16 protein-coding genes are annotated in these 20,152 nt (G+C 69.3%); 11 read left to right on the top strand and 5 right to left on the bottom strand.

Translation table 11 applies throughout. The features are described 5' to 3' along the window. From ACYVIO_RS27090 to ACYVIO_RS27075, 4 genes are read right to left on the bottom strand one after another with little or no spacing between them, the layout of a single operon-like run. Positions 1-795, bottom strand: a complete 795-nt coding sequence (locus ACYVIO_RS27090; RefSeq protein ID WP_460653723.1) for a hypothetical protein — start codon at positions 793-795, stop codon at positions 1-3. Next, complete coding sequence (gene dgoD, locus ACYVIO_RS27085; protein ID WP_460653722.1) at positions 789-1,934, bottom strand: galactonate dehydratase; 1,146 nt, start codon at positions 1,932-1,934, stop codon at positions 789-791. Before dgoD ends, ACYVIO_RS27090 begins: the two co-directional genes overlap by 7 nt. Then, positions 1,931-2,659, bottom strand: coding sequence for a FadR/GntR family transcriptional regulator (locus ACYVIO_RS27080; protein WP_460653721.1), 729 nt, complete (start codon positions 2,657-2,659; stop codon positions 1,931-1,933). Before ACYVIO_RS27080 ends, dgoD begins: the two co-directional genes overlap by 4 nt. 52 nt (positions 2,660-2,711) lie before the next feature. Then, positions 2,712-3,422, bottom strand: coding sequence for an SDR family NAD(P)-dependent oxidoreductase (locus tag ACYVIO_RS27075; protein WP_460653720.1), 711 nt, complete (start codon positions 3,420-3,422; stop codon positions 2,712-2,714). A 166-nt stretch (positions 3,423-3,588) separates the two neighbouring features. Between ACYVIO_RS27075 and ACYVIO_RS27070 the strand changes: the two genes are divergently transcribed. The 8 genes from ACYVIO_RS27070 (at position 3,589) to ACYVIO_RS27035 (ending at position 15,269) form a co-directional block, all read left to right on the top strand. Next, complete coding sequence (locus ACYVIO_RS27070) at positions 3,589-4,866, top strand: ABC transporter substrate-binding protein (RefSeq protein ID WP_460653719.1); 1,278 nt, start codon at positions 3,589-3,591, stop codon at positions 4,864-4,866. Further along, positions 4,863-5,780 (top strand): carbohydrate ABC transporter permease, encoded by a 918-nt coding sequence (locus ACYVIO_RS27065; RefSeq protein WP_460653718.1) that lies wholly within the window; start codon positions 4,863-4,865, stop codon positions 5,778-5,780. Before ACYVIO_RS27070 ends, ACYVIO_RS27065 begins: the two co-directional genes overlap by 4 nt. Next, positions 5,777-6,601 (top strand): carbohydrate ABC transporter permease, encoded by an 825-nt coding sequence (locus ACYVIO_RS27060; protein ID WP_460653717.1) that lies wholly within the window; start codon positions 5,777-5,779, stop codon positions 6,599-6,601. The genes ACYVIO_RS27065 and ACYVIO_RS27060 overlap by 4 nt, the downstream gene beginning before the upstream one ends. Beyond that, complete coding sequence (locus tag ACYVIO_RS27055) at positions 6,598-8,616, top strand: alpha-galactosidase (protein ID WP_460653716.1); 2,019 nt, start codon at positions 6,598-6,600, stop codon at positions 8,614-8,616. The genes ACYVIO_RS27060 and ACYVIO_RS27055 overlap by 4 nt, the downstream gene beginning before the upstream one ends. Before the next feature lie 36 nt (positions 8,617-8,652). Then, entirely contained in the window at positions 8,653-10,731 is a 2,079-nt protein-coding gene (locus ACYVIO_RS27050; RefSeq protein ID WP_460653715.1) for an NPCBM/NEW2 domain-containing protein, read from the top strand. 117 nt (positions 10,732-10,848) lie between these two features. Continuing rightward, positions 10,849-12,402 carry an FG-GAP-like repeat-containing protein gene (locus ACYVIO_RS27045; RefSeq protein ID WP_460653714.1) on the top strand — a complete coding sequence of 518 codons (1,554 nt, stop codon included), beginning with the start codon at positions 10,849-10,851 and terminating at the stop codon, positions 12,400-12,402. Positions 12,403-12,516: 114 nt separating this feature from the next. Next, on the top strand, positions 12,517-14,502 hold the full coding sequence (locus ACYVIO_RS27040; RefSeq protein WP_460653713.1) for an NHL repeat-containing protein: 1,986 nt from the start codon (positions 12,517-12,519) through the stop codon (positions 14,500-14,502). Then, entirely contained in the window at positions 14,502-15,269 is a 768-nt protein-coding gene (locus ACYVIO_RS27035) for a heparin lyase I family protein (RefSeq protein WP_460653712.1), read from the top strand. The genes ACYVIO_RS27040 and ACYVIO_RS27035 overlap by 1 nt, the downstream gene beginning before the upstream one ends. Positions 15,270-15,286: 17 nt before the next feature. Here ACYVIO_RS27035 and ACYVIO_RS27030 read toward each other — a convergent pair whose 3' ends face one another. Continuing rightward, positions 15,287-16,429 (bottom strand): ROK family protein, encoded by a 1,143-nt coding sequence (locus ACYVIO_RS27030; protein WP_460653711.1) that lies wholly within the window; start codon positions 16,427-16,429, stop codon positions 15,287-15,289. A gap of 102 nt (positions 16,430-16,531) precedes the next feature. Between ACYVIO_RS27030 and ACYVIO_RS27025 the strand changes: the two genes are divergently transcribed. From ACYVIO_RS27025 to ACYVIO_RS27015, 3 genes are read left to right on the top strand one after another with little or no spacing between them, the layout of a single operon-like run. Then, positions 16,532-17,524, top strand: coding sequence for a hydroxyacid dehydrogenase (locus ACYVIO_RS27025; RefSeq protein WP_460653710.1), 993 nt, complete (start codon positions 16,532-16,534; stop codon positions 17,522-17,524). Next, positions 17,521-18,900, top strand: a complete 1,380-nt coding sequence (locus ACYVIO_RS27020) for a sulfatase family protein (RefSeq protein ID WP_460653709.1) — start codon at positions 17,521-17,523, stop codon at positions 18,898-18,900. Before ACYVIO_RS27025 ends, ACYVIO_RS27020 begins: the two co-directional genes overlap by 4 nt. Continuing rightward, on the top strand, positions 18,897-20,144 hold the full coding sequence (locus ACYVIO_RS27015) for an extracellular solute-binding protein (RefSeq protein ID WP_460653708.1): 1,248 nt from the start codon (positions 18,897-18,899) through the stop codon (positions 20,142-20,144). Before ACYVIO_RS27020 ends, ACYVIO_RS27015 begins: the two co-directional genes overlap by 4 nt. Positions 20,145-20,152: the final 8 nt, after the last annotated feature.

Genomic DNA, 20,152 nt, shown 5'->3' with positions numbered 1-20,152 from the left:
TCACACCGGCCTGGCGGACACAACCAGCCGCCAGGCCAGCTCGCCGCCGGCAGGCACCACGGCGGCATCACCTGGCCCGGCCTCGTCCAGCCCGAACACCCGCCCGAGCATCGGCTCCACGCCCAGGCTCCGGTACGGCGCGCCCTCCGGGAACCCGCCGAGGTTGCGCCACAGGGCCGTCGAAACAGGTTGCCCAGGGCAACTCAAGTCGAAGGTCAGCTCCAGCCCACGATCGCGAACAGCGGCAGACGAGCAAGAGAGAACAGCCCCAACAGCGGTCCCATCAGTCGGCCCGTAGGTCCCCAGGGAAGCAGACCAAGCACCCGCGACCCAAGGACCGGCATCCGGATAGAGCCGGCAACCGGTCCCCTCCGGAACACGAACAGACGCACCCACAGCACAGTCGAGCAACGCATGCGCCGCCCACACAAACCGGTAACCCGCCGGAGCCGTCAACAAATAGTCCGCCCAGACGACACCCGCCGGCCCGCCGACGACATCCACCGGGCGCTCGCCGCCGTTCATCCGGCGGCGCAGCTCCGCCTCGCCCCACCGAACCACATCCCACTCGCCGTCCGCGCTCCACACCTGGTTCCACAACCCGCCATGGTCAGGCGTGCCGCGGACGGTCGGAAAGCACTCGTCCAGCCCACCGGCATCGGTGAAGGCGACATCCCCGGTCCGAGGCCCGGACACCAGCCCCGGCCCCGACCACAGCCACTCGCGACCGGCGAGCTGCAAGGAGTTCCACCGGCCACCGTCCGTCAGGTCGACGCCAACGGTCGCGCTCACCATTCGGCGAAGGACCCGTCCTCGTGCGCCCACAGGGGGTTACGCCAGGCGTGACCCTTCTGATCAGCAGCCCGTACGGCGGCCTCGTCGACCGTGATCCCCAGCCCCGGCAGCGGGTTGTACTCCGCATGCCCGTCCACCCACGTGAACGGCGCCGGGTCCACCACGTACGACGTGAGATCGTTCGCCACGTTGTAATGAATCCCGCGACTCTGCTCCTGGATCAGGAAGTTCGGCGTAGCGAACGAAACCTGCAACGACGCCGCCAGCGAGATCGGCCCCAGCGGGCAGTGCGGTGCGAACAACGCACCATGCGACTCCGCCAGCGAAGCGATCCGCCGCAGCTCCGAGATCCCACCCGCATGCGACACATCCGGCTGCACCACAGCAACCCCAGCATCCAAGGCAGGCAAGAACTCCGACCGGCTGTAAAGCCGTTCGCCCAAGGCGATCGGCACCGTCGATCCATCCACGATCGACGGCAGATGACGGAGATGCTCAGGCAGCACCGGCTCCTCGACGAACAACGGGTGCAGATCCTCGACCGCATGCAGAATCCGCCGAGCCCCAGCGACCCCGACCCGCCCGTGCAGATCGATCGCGACATCCAGCGAATCCCCGAGCACCGACCGCGCGGCCGCCAACCGATCCACGATCCCGACGATGTCGGCCCGCGACGGCGACGGCTGGATCAGTCCGCTCGCGTTCATCTTCACCGCGGTCATCCCGGCCGCGACCTGCTCGGCGACCTGCTCCGCGATCTCGCCCGGCTCGTCACCACCGACCCACGCGTACACCCGCGCCCGGTCCCGCACCCGGCCGCCGAGCAGCGATGACACCGGAGCGCCGTACACCTTGCCCGCGATGTCCCACAGCGCGTGGTCCAGGCCCGCGACCGCGCTGCTCAGCACCGGTCCGCCGCGGTAGAAGCCGCCCTTGCTCAGGATCTGCCAGTGCCGCTCGATCTGCAGCGGGTCCTGGCCGATCAGGTACTCCGACAGCACCTCGATCGCGGTCCGCACGACCTCGGCGCGGCCCTCGACCACCGGTTCGCCCCAGCCGACGACGCCGTCGCTGGTCTCGATCCGGCAGAACAGCCAGCGCGGCGGGACCAGGAACGTCTCGATCCGCTCGATCTTCACCTGCGACCCCGAGCGGTGCCAGGCTTCTTCCGTACGTCGGACAGGTCCTCGGCGGCCTTCGCCAGCAGCTCCCGCATCGCCAGTTCGGCGCCCTCGGGATCGCCGGCGCGGACGGCCTCGACCACCCGCTGGTGACTCGGGACCGGGTCGTCGGACGGTTTCGCCTTGTGCACCAACCGGTCACGGCCGGCCAGACCGGTCTCCATGATGACCTCCATCTTGGTCAGCAGCTCGTTACCGGTCGACGCCAGCAGCGCCTTGTGGAAGGCCACGTCGGCCTCGGCCGCGGAGATGTCGTCGGTCGCCGAGGCCATCGCGGCCAGCGCGGTGTCGAGCGCGGCCAGATTGGCGTCGTCGGCACGGATCGCGGCCAGTCGCGCCGCGGCCGGCTCGACGATGCCGCGGACCTCGTGCAGCTCCTCGAGCAGCTCGGGCCGTACGTCGTCGTCGAAGTGCCAGCGGATCATGTCGGCGTCGAGCAGGTTCCAGTCCGAGCGCGGCCGGACGAACGTGCCGCGCTTCTGCCGCGCGTCGACCAGCCCCTTCGCGGTCAGCACCTTCAGGGCTTCCCGTACGGCGGTCAGGCTGACGCCGAGATCGGCCTGCAGGTCGGGCACGTTGATCGTCGCGCCCTCGGCGATTTGCCCCGACAGGATGCGCTGCGCCATCACCTCGACGATCTGCCCGTGCAGTCCCCGCGACATCCCTCGCTGAATCCCCGTCACGCCGCTCTCCCCATCACCCTGGTCATCGTCGTCATACCCACTGCACGCCTGCTCACGCCGAATCCTTCTTCGCCGTCCAGCCGCCGTCGACCGCGAGGGTCGCCGCGGTCACGAACGACGCCTGGTCCGACAGCAGGAACGCGATCGCCGCCGCGACCTCGTCGGGCCGGCCGAGCCGTCCGATCGCGGTCGCCCGGGCACTCTGCTCCTTGCCCTCGGCACTGACCCGGTCCCAGGCGGCCGTGTCGACCGGGCCGGGAAGCACGGTGTTCACCCGGATCGACCCGCCGTACTCGACGGCCAACTGCCGACCGAGCGCGACCAGCGCGCCCTTCGTGGCCGCGTATGCCGGGTGGCCGGGGATCCCCGCGACCGCGTGCACCGACGACACCAGCACCACCGAACCCTCAGCGGCCGCCAAGTCGTCGTACAGAGTCCGAAAGCCGAGGAACGCAGCAGTCAGGTTCACGTCGAGCTGTCGCTGCCACGATGCCGGCGCAAGCTCGTGCGCCGGCCGGACGTCGACCGTGTACGCGTTGCTGACCAGCCCGCTGATCGGTCCGAGCTCGTCGCGCCCGCGGGACAGCACCTCGGCCCACGTGTCGGGCGCCGAGACGTCACCGACCACGGCGATCGCGCGACCTGGGATCTCCTTGCACGGCTGGAGGTCCACCTGGACGACGGCGTCGCCGTCCGTGAGCAGGCGCTCCACACAGGCCGCACCGATCCCTGTAGCAGCGCCGGTCACCACGATCACCTGCACGTAAGTGTTCCTTTCGACGATGCACGTTGCATTAGTTGACCGCGAGCAGCGCTTCGCGTCAACCGGTTTCTCAATAATTTACGAATTAATATTGACACCCTCGACATCGCCGCCGCAAGATCGTCCGCAGCAAGCACAACGGACCACTCAGCGCACTGGAGCAGTGATGGCACCTGATCGGCGGACGTTCCTCAAGGGTCTCGGAGTACTCGGGGCCGCGGCCCTGGTGCCCGGGTGCGCCACTTCGACCTCGGGCGGCGGCAGCGGCGGCGGTTCCGCGACCGGTGAGCTCGCGCTGCAGTCGAACCTGTCGGCCGAGCAGGCCAAGGTCGCGATGGAGAAGCTGGTCGAGGCCTACAACAAGACCGGCGGCAGCACGGTCAAGCTGAACACGGTGGCCTCGGAGATCTTCCGGACCCAGCTGCCGACGTACCTGACCTCGGCCAACCCGCCGGACCTGTACACCTGGTACGCCGGTTCGGTGGCCAACTCGTACGCCGAGAAGGACCTGCTGCTCGACATCACCAGCGTCTGGGACACGATGGGCAACTACCCCAAGTCGCTGCAGACGCTGTCCACCAGCGCGGCCGGCCAGAAGGTCTTCGTGCCGACCAGCAACTACTGGTGGGGCGTGCACTACCGCAAGTCGAACTTCGCCAAGTGGGGCGTCACGCCGCCGAAGACCTGGGCCGAGTTCCTCGAGGTCTGCAAGAAGATCCAGGCCCAGGGCGTGCCGGCGATCGGCATCGGCCTGGGCGACACCCCGTGGGTGGCGTCGGCCTGGTTCGACTACCTGAACATCCGGATCAACGGCGCGCCGTTCCACCGCGACCTGCTGGCCGGCAAGGGCGACTTCACCGACCCGAAGGTGAAGGCGGTCTTCACCAAGTGGCGCGAGGTGCTCCCGTACTTCGATCCCAAGGGCAAGTCGTTCCCGTTCCAGGAGGCGACCTCGGCGCTGCTGGGAGGCAAGACCGGGATGTTCCTGATCGGCACGTTCTTCGCCGACAGCGCCCCGAAGGACGCGCTCGACGACATCGACTTCTTCCAGTTCCCGATCATCGACCCGAACGTGCCGGTCGCCGAGGAGGCACCGACCGACGGCTACTTCGCCAGCAAGAAGGCCAAGGACCCGGAGGCGGTGAAGAAGTTCCTGACCTGGATGGCCACGGCCGAGGCGCAGAACATCTACATCGACAACTCGTCGGGCACCGTGCTGCCGGCCAACCCGGACGGCAAGTTCGCGGACACGCCGTACGTGCGCAAGGGCAAGGCGATGCTCGAGGGCGCGGCCGAGCTGACCCAGTTCTTCAACCGCGACTCCAGCGACGCGCTGCAGCCGACCGCCGACGCGGCGCTGACCAAGTTCATGGACAAGCCTGACCAGCTCGACCAGATCCTCAAGGACTGGCAGGCCGCGGCGACGAAGGTTTTCAAGGCGTGACTGCTTCAGCCATCGAGGTGAAGACCTCCCGGCGGTCGGCCAAGCGCCGGTCGCTGGGGGTCTCGCCGCTGATCCTCGCCTTCGTCTTCGTGCCGTTCGCGGTCGAGGCGGTCTGGGTGTTCTGGCCTGCCCTGCAAGGGTTCTGGCTGTCCCTGACCAACTGGGACGGCCTGTCCGCCCCGTCGTTCGTCGGCCTCGGCAACTTCCACGCCATGGTCTCGGACCCGATCTTCCGTACGGCGCTGAAGAACACCGCGATCTGGCTCGTCCTGTTCGGCGGCCTCAGCGTCGCCGGCGGCTTCGGGATGGCCCTGCTGCTGCAGAAGGAACGCCGCGGCGTCGGCATCTACCGGGCCGCGCTGTTCACGCCGGTCGTCTTCTCGCTGGTCGTCACCGCGCTGATCTGGCGGGTCTTCTACCAGCCGGACGGTCTGGTCGACTCGGTCCTGCGCGGCGTCGGTCTCGGCGACCTGGTCCGACCGTGGCTGGCCGATCCCGACACCGCTCTGTACGCCGTGATCCTGCCCGCGCTCTGGCGGCAGATCGGCTACGTGATGGTGCTCTACCTGGCCGGTCTGAAAGCGGTCGACCCGGCGCTGTACGAAGCGGCCCGGGTGGACGGCGCGTCGGCCTGGCAACGCACCCGGTACGTGACGATCCCGCAGCTCAAGGGCGTGAACTCGGTCGTGCTGTCGGTGATCGTGATCGACTCGCTGCGGTCGTTCGACATCGTCTGGTCGATGACCAAGGGCGGCCCGTACCACTCCTCGGAGCTGCTCAGCACGTACATGTACTCGACCGCGTTCCAGTCCACTCAGCTGGGCTACGCCTCCGCGATCGCCGTGGTGATCTTCCTGCTCGCGCTCGCGGTCATCCTCGGCTACCTGATCCGTGCCTTCCGGGAGGAGACATGAGCAACCGTCTGAAGACCGGCGGGTACCACCTGTCGATGGGCCTGGTCTCGTTGCTGTGGGTCGCGCCGATCCTCTGGGTGATCGTGATCTCGTTCCGCAGCTTCGACGACGTCGCGGCCAACGGGCTCGGCTCGCTGCCGCACTCGTTCACGTTCTCGACGTACGTGCAGGCCTGGCAGGACGCGGAGGAGTTCCGGGCCCTGGTCAACAGTCTGCTGGTCACCATCCCGGCGGTGCTGTTGAGTCTCGGACTCGCCTCGATCGCGGCGTACGGACTGGCCCGGTACAACATCCCCTTCCGCCGGACCGTCCTGATGCTGATGCTGATGGGCAACCTGCTGCCGCCGCAGATCCTGCTGATCCCGATCTCGCGGTTCGTCGAGCTGATCGGGTACTACGACACGTTGATCGCGCTGATCGCCGTGCACGTCGGCTTCGGGCTGGGCTTCTACACCTTCGTGCTGCACGGCTTCATGCGTGACCTGCCGAAGGAGATCCAGGAGGCCGCGACGATCGACGGCGCCGGTCCGGGCAAGATCTTCCTGAGCGTGATCCTGCCGCTGACCCGGCCCGCACTGGCCGCCCTCGGCGCACTGTCGTTCACGTGGATCTTCAACGACCTGCTCTGGTCGATCACGGTGATCCGGTCCGGCGACAAGATGCCGGTCACGCCGGCGCTGCTCGGGCTGCAGGGGCTGTTCGTCTCGTCGTGGAACGTGATCGCGGCCGGCACGGTGATCGCGGCGGTGCCGACGGTCGCGGTGTTCCTGCGGTTCCAGAAGCACTTCGTCGGTGGGCTGGCGATCGGAGCGGTCAAGTGACCCGATGGACGTTGCATGGCGCCAGTACGGCGTACGTCGTGGCTGTACCGGAGCACGGTCAGTGGGCGTCGCTCGTTGCCTGGGGCCCGGAAGCCGTTGCCGACGGCCCATCGGTGACCGAGCCGGTCGGGACCGAGCACTTCCTGCCGCGGGCCGACATCGAGCCGCTCGAGTACGCCGTACGAGGTGTGCGCTACACGAGTCCGACCGAGCTGGTCGTGAGCGGTCCGGACGGGAGTGACGAGTGCCGGCCGGTGTTCGTCGACGCCGTCCAGGACGAGGACGAGCTGGAGCTGACGTTCGCCGACCCGCTGCGGTCGGTGCGCGTCGTCCTGCACTACCGGATGCCGGCTGATCTGGACGTCGTCGAGCGGTGGGTTGCCGTGCACAACGACGGCCCCGACGAGCTGCGGCTGCACGAGCACGACTCGGCCGGGTTCGTGATCCCGACGTCCGAGGGCGCGGTGATCCGGTCGCTGTGGGGCGAGTGGAACAGCGAGTTCCAGCAGGAGTCGGTGACCCTGCGGCGTGGGCGGTTCACCGTCGACAGTCGGCAGGGCATCACCGGCCACTCGTACTCACCGTTCCTGTCCGTGAGCGACGCCGGCGATCCGGCCGGTACCACGTACGGCGTTCAGCTGGCGTGGTCCGGAGACTGGCGGTTGAGCGCGGACGTCGACACCACCGGGCAGACCCGGATCCAGGCGGGCCGGGCTCCGTCCAGCTTCGGCCTCGCCCTTGCCCCGGGAGCGTCCTGGGTCTCCCCGGTGGCCGTCGGCGGTTGCAGTACCGAAGGTCCCGACGGGCTGGCCCGGGTCTTCCACGCCTACCAGCGGTCGTTGGCGCGGGACCTGCCGCGGCGGGTGCTGTACAACTCCTGGTTCGCGACCGAGTTCGACATCCGGGCCGAGCACCAGTTGGAGCTGGCGCAGCGAGCGGCTGACGTCGGGGCTGAGCTGTTCGTCGTCGACGACGGCTGGTTCGTCGGGCGGAACGACGACCGCTCGGCGCTGGGGGACTGGGAGGTCGATCCGGCCGTCTTCCCGCGCGGGCTCGACACGTTCATCGGCGACCTGGGTGAGCTGGGGCTGGACTTCGGGCTGTGGGTCGAGCCGGAGGCGATCAGTCCTGGCTCCGAGCTGGCGGCGAAGCATCCCGAGTGGGTACTGCGGACCGCGGGCCGCGAGCCGGTGCAGATCCGGAACCAGTGGCTGCTGGACCTGAGCCGGGACGACGTGACGGAGTGGATCTGGCAGACGCTCGATTCCCTGCTGACGTCGTACGACATCACGTACCTGAAGTGGGACGCGAACCGGGCCCGGCTGGACGCGGGGGACCGGCGGCGTGATCTCGACGGGCTCGTGGTGGCGAACCTGTACAAGATCCTCGACCGGCTGCGCGAGCAGCACCCGCGGGTGTTCGTCGAGGGCTGCGCGGGCGGTGGCGCGCGCGTCGATCTCGGCATGGCCGCGCGGGTCGACACGCTCTGGCCGAGCGACAACACGGCACCGCTGGACCGGCTGAAGATCCAGCGTGGGTTCCTGACCGGCTGGTCGCCGCACCTGATGAGCTCGTGGGTGACCGATGCCGAGGGCACCCACGACGGCCGCGAGCGGTCGCTCGACTTCCGCTTCCACGTCGCGATGGCCGGCGGCCTCGGCATCGGCGCGGACCTCTCGCGATGGTCTGACGAACAACTCACCACCGCCCGCCGCCACGTCCTCGAGTACCGGCAGATCCGCGAAACAGTTGCCCACGGCACCGTCTACTTCCTGGACCAAGGTCTGCAGTACAACGGTGCGGATCAGTCGATCGTCTTCCTCTGGGACACAGGCGACACCAACGTCCGCGGCACCCTGCCGACCCGCCCTCGCCGGGTCCGGCTGGCCGGTCTGGACCCGTCGAAGAACTACCGGGTGGGCGAAGAGATCCACCCGGGGAGCTACCTGCTGGAGGTCGGTGTCAGCCCCGAGGGCGCCGACTCGCACTGCCTGGTCGTCGAACCCCTCGACTGACCCGCCCGTCATCACTAGGCAGCAAAGGAAGACAGCGTGAAACGACTTTCCGCTCTGCTCGGCGGTCTGATCGCGGCGGCCCTGGTGTCCGCTTCGCTCGTGACCGCGACCGTTCCCGCCGCGGCAGTGCCTGCCGCCGCGGCGGCCCCGGTGCTCAGCCCCACGCCGTACCAGGGCTGGAACACGTACTTCGGTCTCGGTGGTGACTTCACCGAGGACACCGTCAAGTCCGTCGCCGACTCGATCGTGAGCCGTGGGCTCGCCAAGGCCGGCTACGACATCGTCTGGCTGGACGGCGGCTGGCAGGCCGACCAGTCCCGCAGTCCTGAGGGCGACCTGGTCGCCAACCCGGCCAAGTTCCCCAGCGGCCTGAAGTCGCTGGTCGACTACATCCACGGCAAGGGCCTGAAGGCCGGCATCTACACCGACGCCGGTCCGTTCATCCCGGGCAAGTGCGGTCTGGGCAGCGGCGGCGGCTACTACCAGCACGACGCCGACCAGTTCGCCGCGCTGGGCTTCGACGCCGTGAAGGTCGACTTCCTCTGCGGGATCGCCGCCGACCTCGACCCGAAGACCGCGTTCACCGAGTTCGCCAAGGCGCTGCGCAACAACGCGAGCAAGCGCCCGATGATCTTCAACCTGTGCAACCCGGTCACCTCGCCGGACTGGGGCAACTACCCCGAGTCGCAGCAGTCGATCAACTCCTGGACCTACGCGCCGGACATCGCGCAGTCGTGGCGGACCTACACCGACGTCGGCTTCGTGTTCGACATCAAGTACAAGGACGTCCTGCGCAACTACGACGCGAACGCCCGGCACCCGGAGGTCGTCCGGCCCGGCGCCTTCAACGATCCCGACTACCTCGCGCCGGAGCTGGGCATGTCCGACGAGGAGTTCCGCAGCCAGATGACGCTGTGGGCCGTCGCCGCGGCACCGCTGATCATCGGCAGCGACGTCCGCAAGCTGAGCGCCACGTCGATCGCGACGCTGACCGATCCTGACGTGCTCGCGATCAACCAGGACAAGGCGGTCGTCCAGGCCGTGCGCGTCGGTGCGGCCGGTACGACGGAGACGTGGGTCAAGCGGCTCGCCGACGGTGGTCGCGCGGTCGTCCTGCTGAACCGTGGCGACAGCGCGAAGACGCTGACCACTACGGCTAAGGCCGTTGGGCTTGGTGGCGGTCGCTTCACGCTGAAGAACGCGTGGACCAACAAGGTCACCGAGAGCGCGGGCACGATCAGCGCCGCGGTTCCGGCGCACGGTACGGCGCTGTTCCGGGTCGAGCCGGCCCGCGGTCTGCCGGGCGTCCCGCACGTCACCGCCGGGATCCCGACGGTGACCAAGGTCGGCAACGCGACGCAGCCCGCCGACGCCGCACCGGTGGTTGCCGGTGGCGACGAGCTCCGGGTCGAGGTTGCCGTTCGCAACGACGGGATCCTGCCCGTCCTGAAGCCGGCCGCGACGCTTGCCGGTGGCACCGGGTGGACGATCAAGTCGTTGACCAAGCCGCCGGTCCTGGTCGCGCCGGGTCAGCAGTTCACGTTCGCGTTCACCGCGAAGCTGCCGGCGGGCGCGGCGCCGGGTAACGCCGCGCTGACGGCGCGTACGTCGTACGAGGCGATCGGGTACGGCGGGCAGAACCAGACCACGGTCTCGCCGGTCGTGGTCGCGCCAGAGCCGCCGTCGGGCACCGCGCAGCTGTCGCACCACGACTGGATCACCGCGACGTCCGGCTGGATGACGCCGACCGTCGACCAGTCCGTCGGCGGCGGGTCGCCGATCAGCCTGGTCGGCCAGACGTACGAGACGGGCATCGGCGTCGCCTCGCCGTCGCTGGTCCGGTACTACGTCGGGCAGCAGTGCAGCCGGTTCACCGCGACCGTCGGCATCGACGACGCCGTCCGCAACGTCGGTCCGGACGGTGGCACGTCCACCTTCCAGGTCGTTGGTGACGGCAAGGTTCTGTACGACAGCGGCACCGTCGGCCGCGACGACCCGAAGCAGGTCGACGTCGACCTGACCGGCGTCCGCGTGCTCGACCTGGTCGTCGGCGACGCCGGCGACGGCGGCTACAACGACCGCGCCGACTGGGCGGCCCCGACCGCCACCTGCTGATGGACGCCATGTCCTGAATCAGCCATCCCCGGAGGGGCGGACCGAACGCCGGTCTGCCCCTTCGTCGTGCTTGGGTTGTTCTCGCTTCATCCGCCTGTACGTCGTGAGGACCCCTGCATGAAACTGCGTCACCGCTGGAAGCTCGGCACTGCTGCTGTCGTCAGCATCGGACTCGTCGTCGGTGGAGTCGTCCACGTGGCGACCGCGGACACCGGCGCTCCCGCCGGCCCGGCTGCTTCAAGCCTTCCGCCCGTCGCCGGCTCCGTACCGCTGACTGCTGCGGAGGCCGAAGCGCTCGCGCCGAAGGTTGTCGGACGGTCCAGCTCCGGTCCGGCCGTTGCCCCGCGCCCCCAGTCGGCGCAGCAGCTCGCCCGCGCGGTCGCCGTCGCGCCGACCTCCGGGAAGCTCTCGATCAAGGGCGTCTACCAGAGCACCAACTACTTCTGCGTCCCCGCCTCGAGCCAGGTCACGCTCGCGACGTACGGCGTGAACGTCACCCAGCAGACGCTGGCCAAGGAAATGGGCACGACCACCGAGGGGACCTACAACCGGACCTCGATGCCGGTGGTCAACAAGTACGTGAACCCGCTCGGGTACTCGATCTGGAGCAGCGACACCACCGGCAACGCGACCAACCTGCTGAACTGGGCGGCGTACGACATCGGCACGCTGAAGCGCGCGCCGATGATCGGCGTCTGGATGGAGAAGCTGCCCTGGAACAAGGGCCTCAGCGGCCACTTCGGGCACGCGATCCTCGTCTACGGCTACGACCAGACCGCGAAGACGCTGACCGTCTGGGACCCGTGGAAGCCGACCGGCGGCACCCACACGATCGCGGCGTCGACGCTGAACGCGGCGATGCAGAGCTACGGACTCTCGTACGTCGCCGGGCACTCCGACGCGGACCTGACCAACGCCGGCGACCTGACCGGTGACGGCCTGCCGGACATGATCGCGGTGCACCGGCCGACCGGCGATCTCTACCGCTACACGAACAACGGCAAGGGCTCGTTCGAGGGCGGCGCGAACGCGGTCAAGATCGGGACCAGCTGGAACGGCATGACCGAGCTGACCGGCGTCGGCGACCTGACCGGTGACGGCAAGGCCGACGTCGCGGCGGTCGAGAAGTCCACCGGCAAGCTGTGGCTGTACCGCGGCCCGTCGCTGGCCGGCACCACCCGGCTGCTGATCGGCAACTCCGGCTGGACCGGCATGCGTGACCTGGTCGGCATCGGCAACATCACCGGCGACGCGAAGCCGGACCTGGTGACGATCGAGAAGTCGACCGGCAAGCTCTGGGTCTACCCGGGCAAGCTGAACGGCCTGGCCGCGCGCAAGCAGCTCGGCACCAGCTGGCAGAAGATGACCAAGCTCGCCGCGATCGGCGACCTCTCGCGCGACGGCAAGCCCGACTTCGCCGCCGTCGACTCGAGCACCGGCAAGCTCTGGCTCTACAAGGGCCTGACGTACGCCGGTGGTACCTCCCGCGTCGAGATCGGCACCGGCGGCTGGAACGGCATGCGCTCGCTGACCGGCTTCGGCGACCTGACCGGCGACGCCATCCCGGACCTGATCACGGTCGCGAACACCGGCGGCGACATGTACGTGTACCCCGGCAAGGCGAACGGCCTCGGCACCCGCGTCAAGCAGGGCAGTGGCTGGAACGGCTGAGCATCGGTCGATGCTCAACGAGCATTAGTTCGGCCATTGACAAAATAAAATCACGACTTTAGGTTCCCTGGAAAGCTCGACCGCCCGTCGAGCCCGACAGGAAGGCCTGACGTCATGACCTCAGCACCACTGATCGGCCGGCGGCAGGCGCTGCAACTGGGCGCTGCCGCCGGCATCGCGGTCGCGGCGGCCCGCGTGGGGACCGCCGCAGCGGCGACCACCACGGCTCCGCGCGTCGAGGTCACCGACCTCGGGCCCGGCGTCACCAACTTCTCGCTGGCGGCAGGCATCCCGGTCGGCGACCGGGTCTACGTCGCGTCCCGCAACATCGACCCAATGCGCATCGTCGGCTTCGACCTGACCACCGACAAGGTCACCAGTGTCACCGCGGGACCGGGCATCAGCACCCAGTTGCTGGCCGCCGATCCGCAGGGCAAGTACCTGTACGCCGCGATCGACGAGCGTGGTCAGGCCGCCCCCGGGTTCATCCGCCTCGACCTGTCCGCGCCGGACGCGCCGAAGGAGGACCTGGCCTCGATCCCCGGCCTGGGGCCGTACGCGATCACGATGGCTCCCGACAACGTCCTCTACTTCGGCGGGCAGGAGAAGAACCCGAGCCTACGCCGGTACGACGGGGCAACGGGTGAGCTGACCACCGTCCCCGGCCCGGACCCGCTCGCGCCGATGATCCGCTGCCTGCTGGCGACCGAGGACCGCGTGTACGTCGGGACCGGCGCCTCGCTCGGCGCCACGCCGACCAGCAGCAAGGCCGGTCTGTTCGTCCTCGACCGCGCGACGAACGAGTACACCTCGATCCTGCCGGCCGAGTTCGCCGACGCGGTCGAGGTGCGCGACCTGATGATCGAGGGCGACTCGCTCTACGTCTGCTCGACCACGAAGGACGGCGCCGCGGTCGCGATCGTCGACCTGGCCGACCCGACGTCGTACCGGCTGCTGCAGAGTGACCGGCCGTTCCTGCGGCTGCCGCGGGTGCTGGGCGACAAGATCTACTTCAACGGCGGCGCGCTGATCGAGCTGACCGTTGCCACCGGCAAGTTCCGGGAGGTGACCGTCGCGGGCGCGCAGTTCGGTGAGATCTGGGGGCTGTGGATCCGGGCCGGCAAGGTGATGGTGGTGTCGGCGTTCGGCCTGGTCTTCGAGGTCGATCCGGCCACCGGCACCTCCAAGACCCACGACCTGATCGCCGGGGGAGCGCCGACGGGTCCGCAGTTGGCGATGTCGGTGGCGGCCGGCGCCGGTGGGGTCTACGTCGGTGGGACGAACTCGGTGATGTACCACGACCTGCGCAGCGGCAAGCAGACCCGGATCCTGGCGCAGAGCGAGGCCAAGGACGTCCTGATCCGCGACGGCGTCGGGTACTTCGCGCAGTACAACCAGATCGGGATCCTCGCCTACAACCCGCGGCGAGACGGGCAGTGGCCGCGCACGGTCGCGCCGTTGCCGTCGGCTCAGAACCGACCACATCAGATCGTCTGGGACGACCGGCACCGGCTGGCGCTGGTCGGCATCCAGTCCGACACCCAGAGCGGCGGATCGCTGCTGACGTTCGATCCCCGGACCCGCGCGACGACGGCCGCGATCAACCCGATCGACGCGACGCAGATGGTCCGGGCCGTGACCGTGCACGACGGGATCGCGTACCTCGGCGGGCAGAACGTCGGCAACACCGGCGGCACGGTGGTGGCGTGGGATCCCCAGCGCCGCAAGGAGCTGTGGCGGCTCGACCCGCAGGCCAAGGGCACCGGCGTGACCGGGCTGGCCGTCCTCGGCGGACGTCTGTACGTCATGTGCCACCGCGGCGACTTCTTCGTGATCGACCTGCGCACCCGCAAGATCGTGCACACGGCGAATCACGGACCGGTCGTGCCGAACTACGGCACGCTGCTGGTCAGCAAGGGGCAGGCGTACGCGACCTCGAGCAAGGCGTTCTTCCGGTTCGACCCGAAGACCTACGCACGGACCGACCTGGTGACGCTGAACGCGGAGTGGTACGGCATCCCGCGCTCGGCCCTCGACGAGCGCGGCACCTTCTACGCGATCCGGGGCCGCAACCTGATCCGGATCGAGGTCGACTGCTGATGGGCGACCATCGCTTCGGCCGGCGCGCCGTACTGTCCGGACTCGCTGCTGCCGCGGCGGCGCCGCACCTGGTCGGCGCCGCCCGCGCGGACGCCGGCACGGTGATCTTCCGGGACGGCTTCGAGACCGGGAACTTCGGAGCCTGGGACGCCGAGGCGGTCGAGGGCAACGGCAGCCAGGCCGTCGTACCGAGTCCGACGGACGCGGCCGACAAGGTCGCGCGGTTCGTGCTGCCGAACGACGGCGTCTCGTTCCGGTCCGAGCTCGGCAAGGACCAGTTCGCGTGGGGCCGGTACGTCTACGAGCTGTCGATCTTCCTGCCGGCGAACTGGGTGATCTTCGACCGCGGGACGATCCTGGCCCAGTGGCACGGCTACAAGTTCTCGGACGGCACCAGCACCTATCCACCGCTCGCGCTGAACGCGTACCAGTCGTCCTGGCAGCTGGATCTGGCTCGGCTCACCGGGCCGACGACGGCGACGAAGCAGCAGTTCCCGCTCGGGTCGCTGACCGACTCGTTCGGGCGGTGGACCAAGTGGGTCTTCGACATCACGTGGTCGACGCCGGACAGCGACGGGCTGCTCGTGATCACCCGCGACGGCACCGAAGTACTGCGGGAGAACGGCGCGAACAACTACCACCAGCAGTGGTCACCGCACTTCCAGACCGGCCTCTACCGCTCCGAGTGGCGGCCGGGCAGTGGCTTGCCGACCGGAGGCCCGGACGTCGTGGTCTACCACCGCGACATCGCGGTCACCGACTACTGAGTCGACGGTGCCCCGGGTCAGACCGGGGCACCGTTCGCCGCGAACAGCCGTGCCAGCGAGGCGTGCCCGGCGCCGGTCGCCACGGATTCCGGCGAGGCTGTGACGACCTGGAGATCAGGAATCGGCGTGTAGTGGTGCGAGTACTCACGCCGTACGGCGGCCGCGAGCGGCTCGTCGAGCCCGAGCTCGCGCAGGTCGGCCGTGCAGGCGAGGACGACCGCTTCCGGGCCGACGATCTTCGCGAGGTTGGCGACGCCGACGCCGAGCCGTTCGGCGGCATCGGCCACGACGGTCTCCCGGTCCGCGCCCTCGGAGAGCCGGCGGTGGATGCTCCAGCCGCCGCCGTACGCCTCGACGCAGTCCTCGGCGCCGCAGTGGCAACGGCGATGCTCGGCCTCGCCCGTCGTACGGGTGTGGGCGAAGCTGCCGGCCGCGCCGTCGGCGCCGCGGTGCAACCGGCCGCCGACCACGACCGAGACGCCCAGGCTGGCGCCGATGTTGAAGACCAGCAGGTCGCGGTCGCGGCGCTCCCGCCCGAACAGCAGCATGCCCTGGGCGAGGCAGTTCACGTAGCTGTCGACGACGACAGGCAGGCCGGTCGCCTTCTCGATCATCGGTGCGAGGGCGACGTTCTCCCAACCGAGCAGGCCGCTGTGGCGGACCACGCCGCCCGCGCTGTTGACCACGCCGGAGATCGCGACGCCGACCCCGAGTAGATCGGCGCCAGGACGCAGGGATCCGAGGTCGGCGACCACTCGAGCCACGACGTCGCTGATCCGCGTCGGTGTCGTGTCGGGCAGCTCGACCTGCTCGGTGTGGACGACCTCGCCGCGCAGGTCGACCATCACCGCGAAGAGCCGGTCCCGGTCGACGCGCAGACCGGCGGCGAAGATGCGGTCGTTGCCCAGCTGCAACTGGCGGGCCGGACGTCCGCGGGCGCCCTGCACGATCTCGGTCTCGATCAGGTAGCCGGACTCGACGAGCCGGCCGACGATCCCGGTGACCGTGGCCGGGCTCAGGCCGGTCCGGGTCGCGACGGCCGCGCGCGAGACCGGCGCCTCCGTCCGGACGACGTCCAGGACGAGTGCCTCGTTGATCTCGCGGATGAGAGTCTTGCTGCCGGGCCGGAACAGCGGCCGCGCCGGGGCGGGAGACTCCACGGGCAACTCCAGTCTGGAAGTCGGTGACGACGAGTGGTCGAAGCCTAGCAGGTTTATTTTAGCTGTTGACAGAAATAATCCTGGCGGCCTAGCTTGTCGGGCATGAAGCTGGTCGTGTGCGTGCCGCAGCCGGAGTCGGACGCCTTCTTCCCGCCGTCCACCCGGGCAGCCCTGGAAGAATTGGCGTCCGTCGAGTGGCGCGAGCCGTCCGACGTCGCGGCCGAGTCCGATTTCGCCGCCGTCCTCGGTACGGCGGACGCCGTCGTGACCGGCTGGGGCTTCCCGCGACTCGACGCCCGCCGGCTGGCGCTGGCGCCGCGCCTGCAGTTGGTGATGCACTCCGCGTCCTCGCTCCGCGCTCTGGTCAGCGAGGACTTCTGGCGCACCGGGATCCCGGTGTCGCAGGCCGGTGCGGCGATGTCCTCGGCGGTGGCCGAGCTGTCCCTGACCTTCACACTCGCGCTGCTGCGGCGGGTGCACCGCTTGGACAACGCGCTGCGGTCCGGCGCCGACTGGGCGACGGCTCGATCCGTGCCCCGGGCGCAGGAGATCGCGGGCGCACGGATCGGTGTCGTCGGTGCCTCTCGCACCGGACGCCGCTACGTCGAGCTGTGCCAGGCGCTCGGTGCGGAGATCGCGATCTACGACCCGTACGTCGAGGTTGGCGATCCGCTCGCCGCCGCGGTCACGACGTTGCCGGAGCTCCTGGCCGTCAGTGATGTCGTCGCGATCCACGCGCCGGCCACCGACGAGACCCACGGGCTGATCGGCGCCGAGCAGTTGCGGCTGATCCGCGACGGCGGTCTGATCGTGAACACAGCGCGTCCGTCGATCCTCGACCTGGACGCCTTGTACGTCGAGGTTGCGGCCGGTCGCCTGGATGCCGCGCTCGACGTGTTCGACGCCGAGCCGTTGCCGGTCGACGACCGTTGGCGAGCCTTGCCCAATGTCCTGCTCACTCCACACCTCGGCGGCGCGACCGCACAGTCGCGCCGGCGGGCGGGCGAGATCGTGGTGGCCGAGATCCGTCGCCACCTCGCGGGCGAGCCGCTGCAGTACGCCGTGAGCCAGGCGGAGTCGGAGCGGATGGCATGACCAACATCCTGCTGCTGCACTGCCATGACCTGGGCAGATTCCTCGGCTGCTACGGCGTCGAGACGGTCAGTACGCCGTCCGTCGACGCGTTGGCCGGCGAGGGCGTGCTGTTCGAGCAGGCGTTCGCGGCCTCGCCCACCTGCAGCCCGGCTCGGGCCTCGCTGTTCACGGGGACCTATCCGCAGCGCAACGGCGTACTGGGGTTGACGCACGATCCGTTCAGCTGGGACCTCGCCGATCCGTCGTTGCATCTCGCGAATCGCCTTCGGGATAACGGTTATCGCACCGAGCTGATCGGGGTGCACCACGAGTCGCGGGTGCTCAGCGATGGGTTGGTGGCGGCGCGGCTCGGGTTCGATGCCGTGGACACCGATCACTCGCGCGACGCCGTCGTGGCGAACACCCGGGCTGCTCTCGACCGCGCTGCTGCGGACGGGCGGCCGTTCTACCTGCAGGTCGGGTTCCACGAACCGCACCGGACGGTCGGGCCGGATTCCTCGCAGGTGATGGGGTTTCTCGGCGAGGGCGTCTCGGCGGACGACAGCCGCGGCGTGACCGTTCCGGCGTACCTGCACGACGATGCGGCGGCTCGGGAAGAGATCGCGGAGCTGCAAGGGGCTGTGCGGTACATGGATGAAGGCGTTGGCGCCGTACTGGCGCATCTCGACGCCGTCGGCCTCGCCGAGAGCACCGTGGTGATCTTCACGACCGACCACGGGCTCGCGCTGCCGGGCGCCAAGTGCACGCTTTACGACTCCGGCCTTGGCGTGGCTCTGATCGTCAGGGTGCCGGGTCGCGCTGGTTGGACCGGTCGCCGGATCTCGTCCGTGGTTCAGCACGTCGACGTGGTCCCGACCCTGCTCGACCTCGTCGGTATCGAGCAACCTGAGGAACTGGTCGGAACGAGTCTCACGGGGGGATCCGATTCCGAGCGGCCGGCCTTCGGTCAGCAGAACCATCACGTGTACGCCGATCCGAAGCGGTCGGTGCGCACGGCAACGCACAAGCTGATCGCCAACTTCGGCAACGCCCCGCGGGCGATGGATCCCACGCAGTCCTGGCAGCGCCGGACTCGCCCTCGGTTCATGCCGCAACCCGCCGTCGAGACCAGCCAGGCCTTCGAGCTGTACGACCTGCGCACCGATCCCGACGAGCTGTACGACCTCGCCGCCGGAAGGTCTGGCGAGGCCGCGGCCATCTTCGACTCACTTGCTGCGCAGTTGCTCGACTGGATGCGGCGGGAGGACGATCCGTTGCTCTCGGCCCGCCCGATCACCCCGCGGCACGCCGCCGTACTGGCGACCCTCGAAGCCGCGTCGCGGCACCCGGTCAGTTCCGTCACCCTTCACCCGAGCAGGGGAAAAGAGATCGCATGAAGCGCACACCGTTCCGGCTCCTCGCCGCCGCCATGGCTCTGGCCGTCACGCTGACCGCCTGTGGTGGGTCGGGGAGCGACGGGGGCAAGCAGGCGATCACCCTGTGGATGTACCCGGTGATCACCGATCCGCAGGAGAGCCAGGCCTTCTGGCGCAAGGTCGAGCAGGACTTCGACACCGCCCATCCCGACATCGACCTGACCGTTCAGCTGCAGACCTTCGACAAGCGGGACGCGCAACTGGGCGCGGCGCTTGCCGCGGGCAAGGGTCCGGACATCGTGCTGGTGACGCCCGACATGGCGTCGACGTACCAGCGGATCAAGGGGCTGGAGCCGGTGGGCGACGGGCTGAAGCGCGACGACTTCCTGCCCGGTCCGCTGAAGGCCGCGACCATCGACGGCGAGCTGTACGGCGTACCGCTGTTCCAGAACGTCAGTACGACGGCGTACAACACGAAGATCTTCGCCGACGCCGGGCTGCCGCTGCCGACGACCTGGGCTCAGCTGGCCGCGGCCGCGCCGGTGCTGGCCAAGAAGAAGATCGCGGTCACCGATTACGCCGGTTCGCCCGAGCAGACGCTCAACCTGACCTTCTACCCGTTGCTGTGGCAGGCGGGCGGCCGGGTGTTCACCGAGGACGGCTCCGACGTCGCGTTCGACTCGGCCGAGGGCGTGGCCGCACTGCAGTTCCTGGTCGACCTGAACGCAGCCGGCGGTCTGCCCCGCGACGCCGCGACCAGCGGGCCGGGCGTCGAAGGGCAACCCGTTGCCCAGGGCAAGGTCGCGGTGCGGATGACGTCGTCGCTGAACGACCTGAAGCAGCTGCGCCGCGCGCTCGGGGCGAAGAACGTTGCCTTCGGCCCGCCGCTGACCGGGAAGGTGCAGGCGACGTACGGCAATCCCGGGTTGCTCGCGCTGACCTCGATCACCAAGTCCGACGGCAAGGACGCCGCGAACGAGGCGCTGCGGTACCTGACGTCCGCCGAGGTGCAGTCCGCGCTGATCGCCAAGACCGGCGCGCTGCCGACCCGTACGGATGTGAAGGTCGACACCGCCGACCCGGACGTCGCCCAGCTGGTGAAGGCGTTGCAGGTCGCCAACCCCGGCGAGGCTTCGCCCGCATCGCGCCAGGTGATGGCCGTGCTCGCACCGAAGATCCAGGCCGCGCTGCGCGGCGACCTCAGTCCTCAGGACGCGCTCGGGCAGGCGGCGGTCGAGGCCCGGTCGGTGCTGAAGAACTCCTGACCACCTCT

Source organism: Kribbella endophytica, assembly GCF_054781295.1.
Note: the sequence above shows the minus strand (reverse complement) of the source record. Positions and strands in the feature narration are given on the sequence as shown.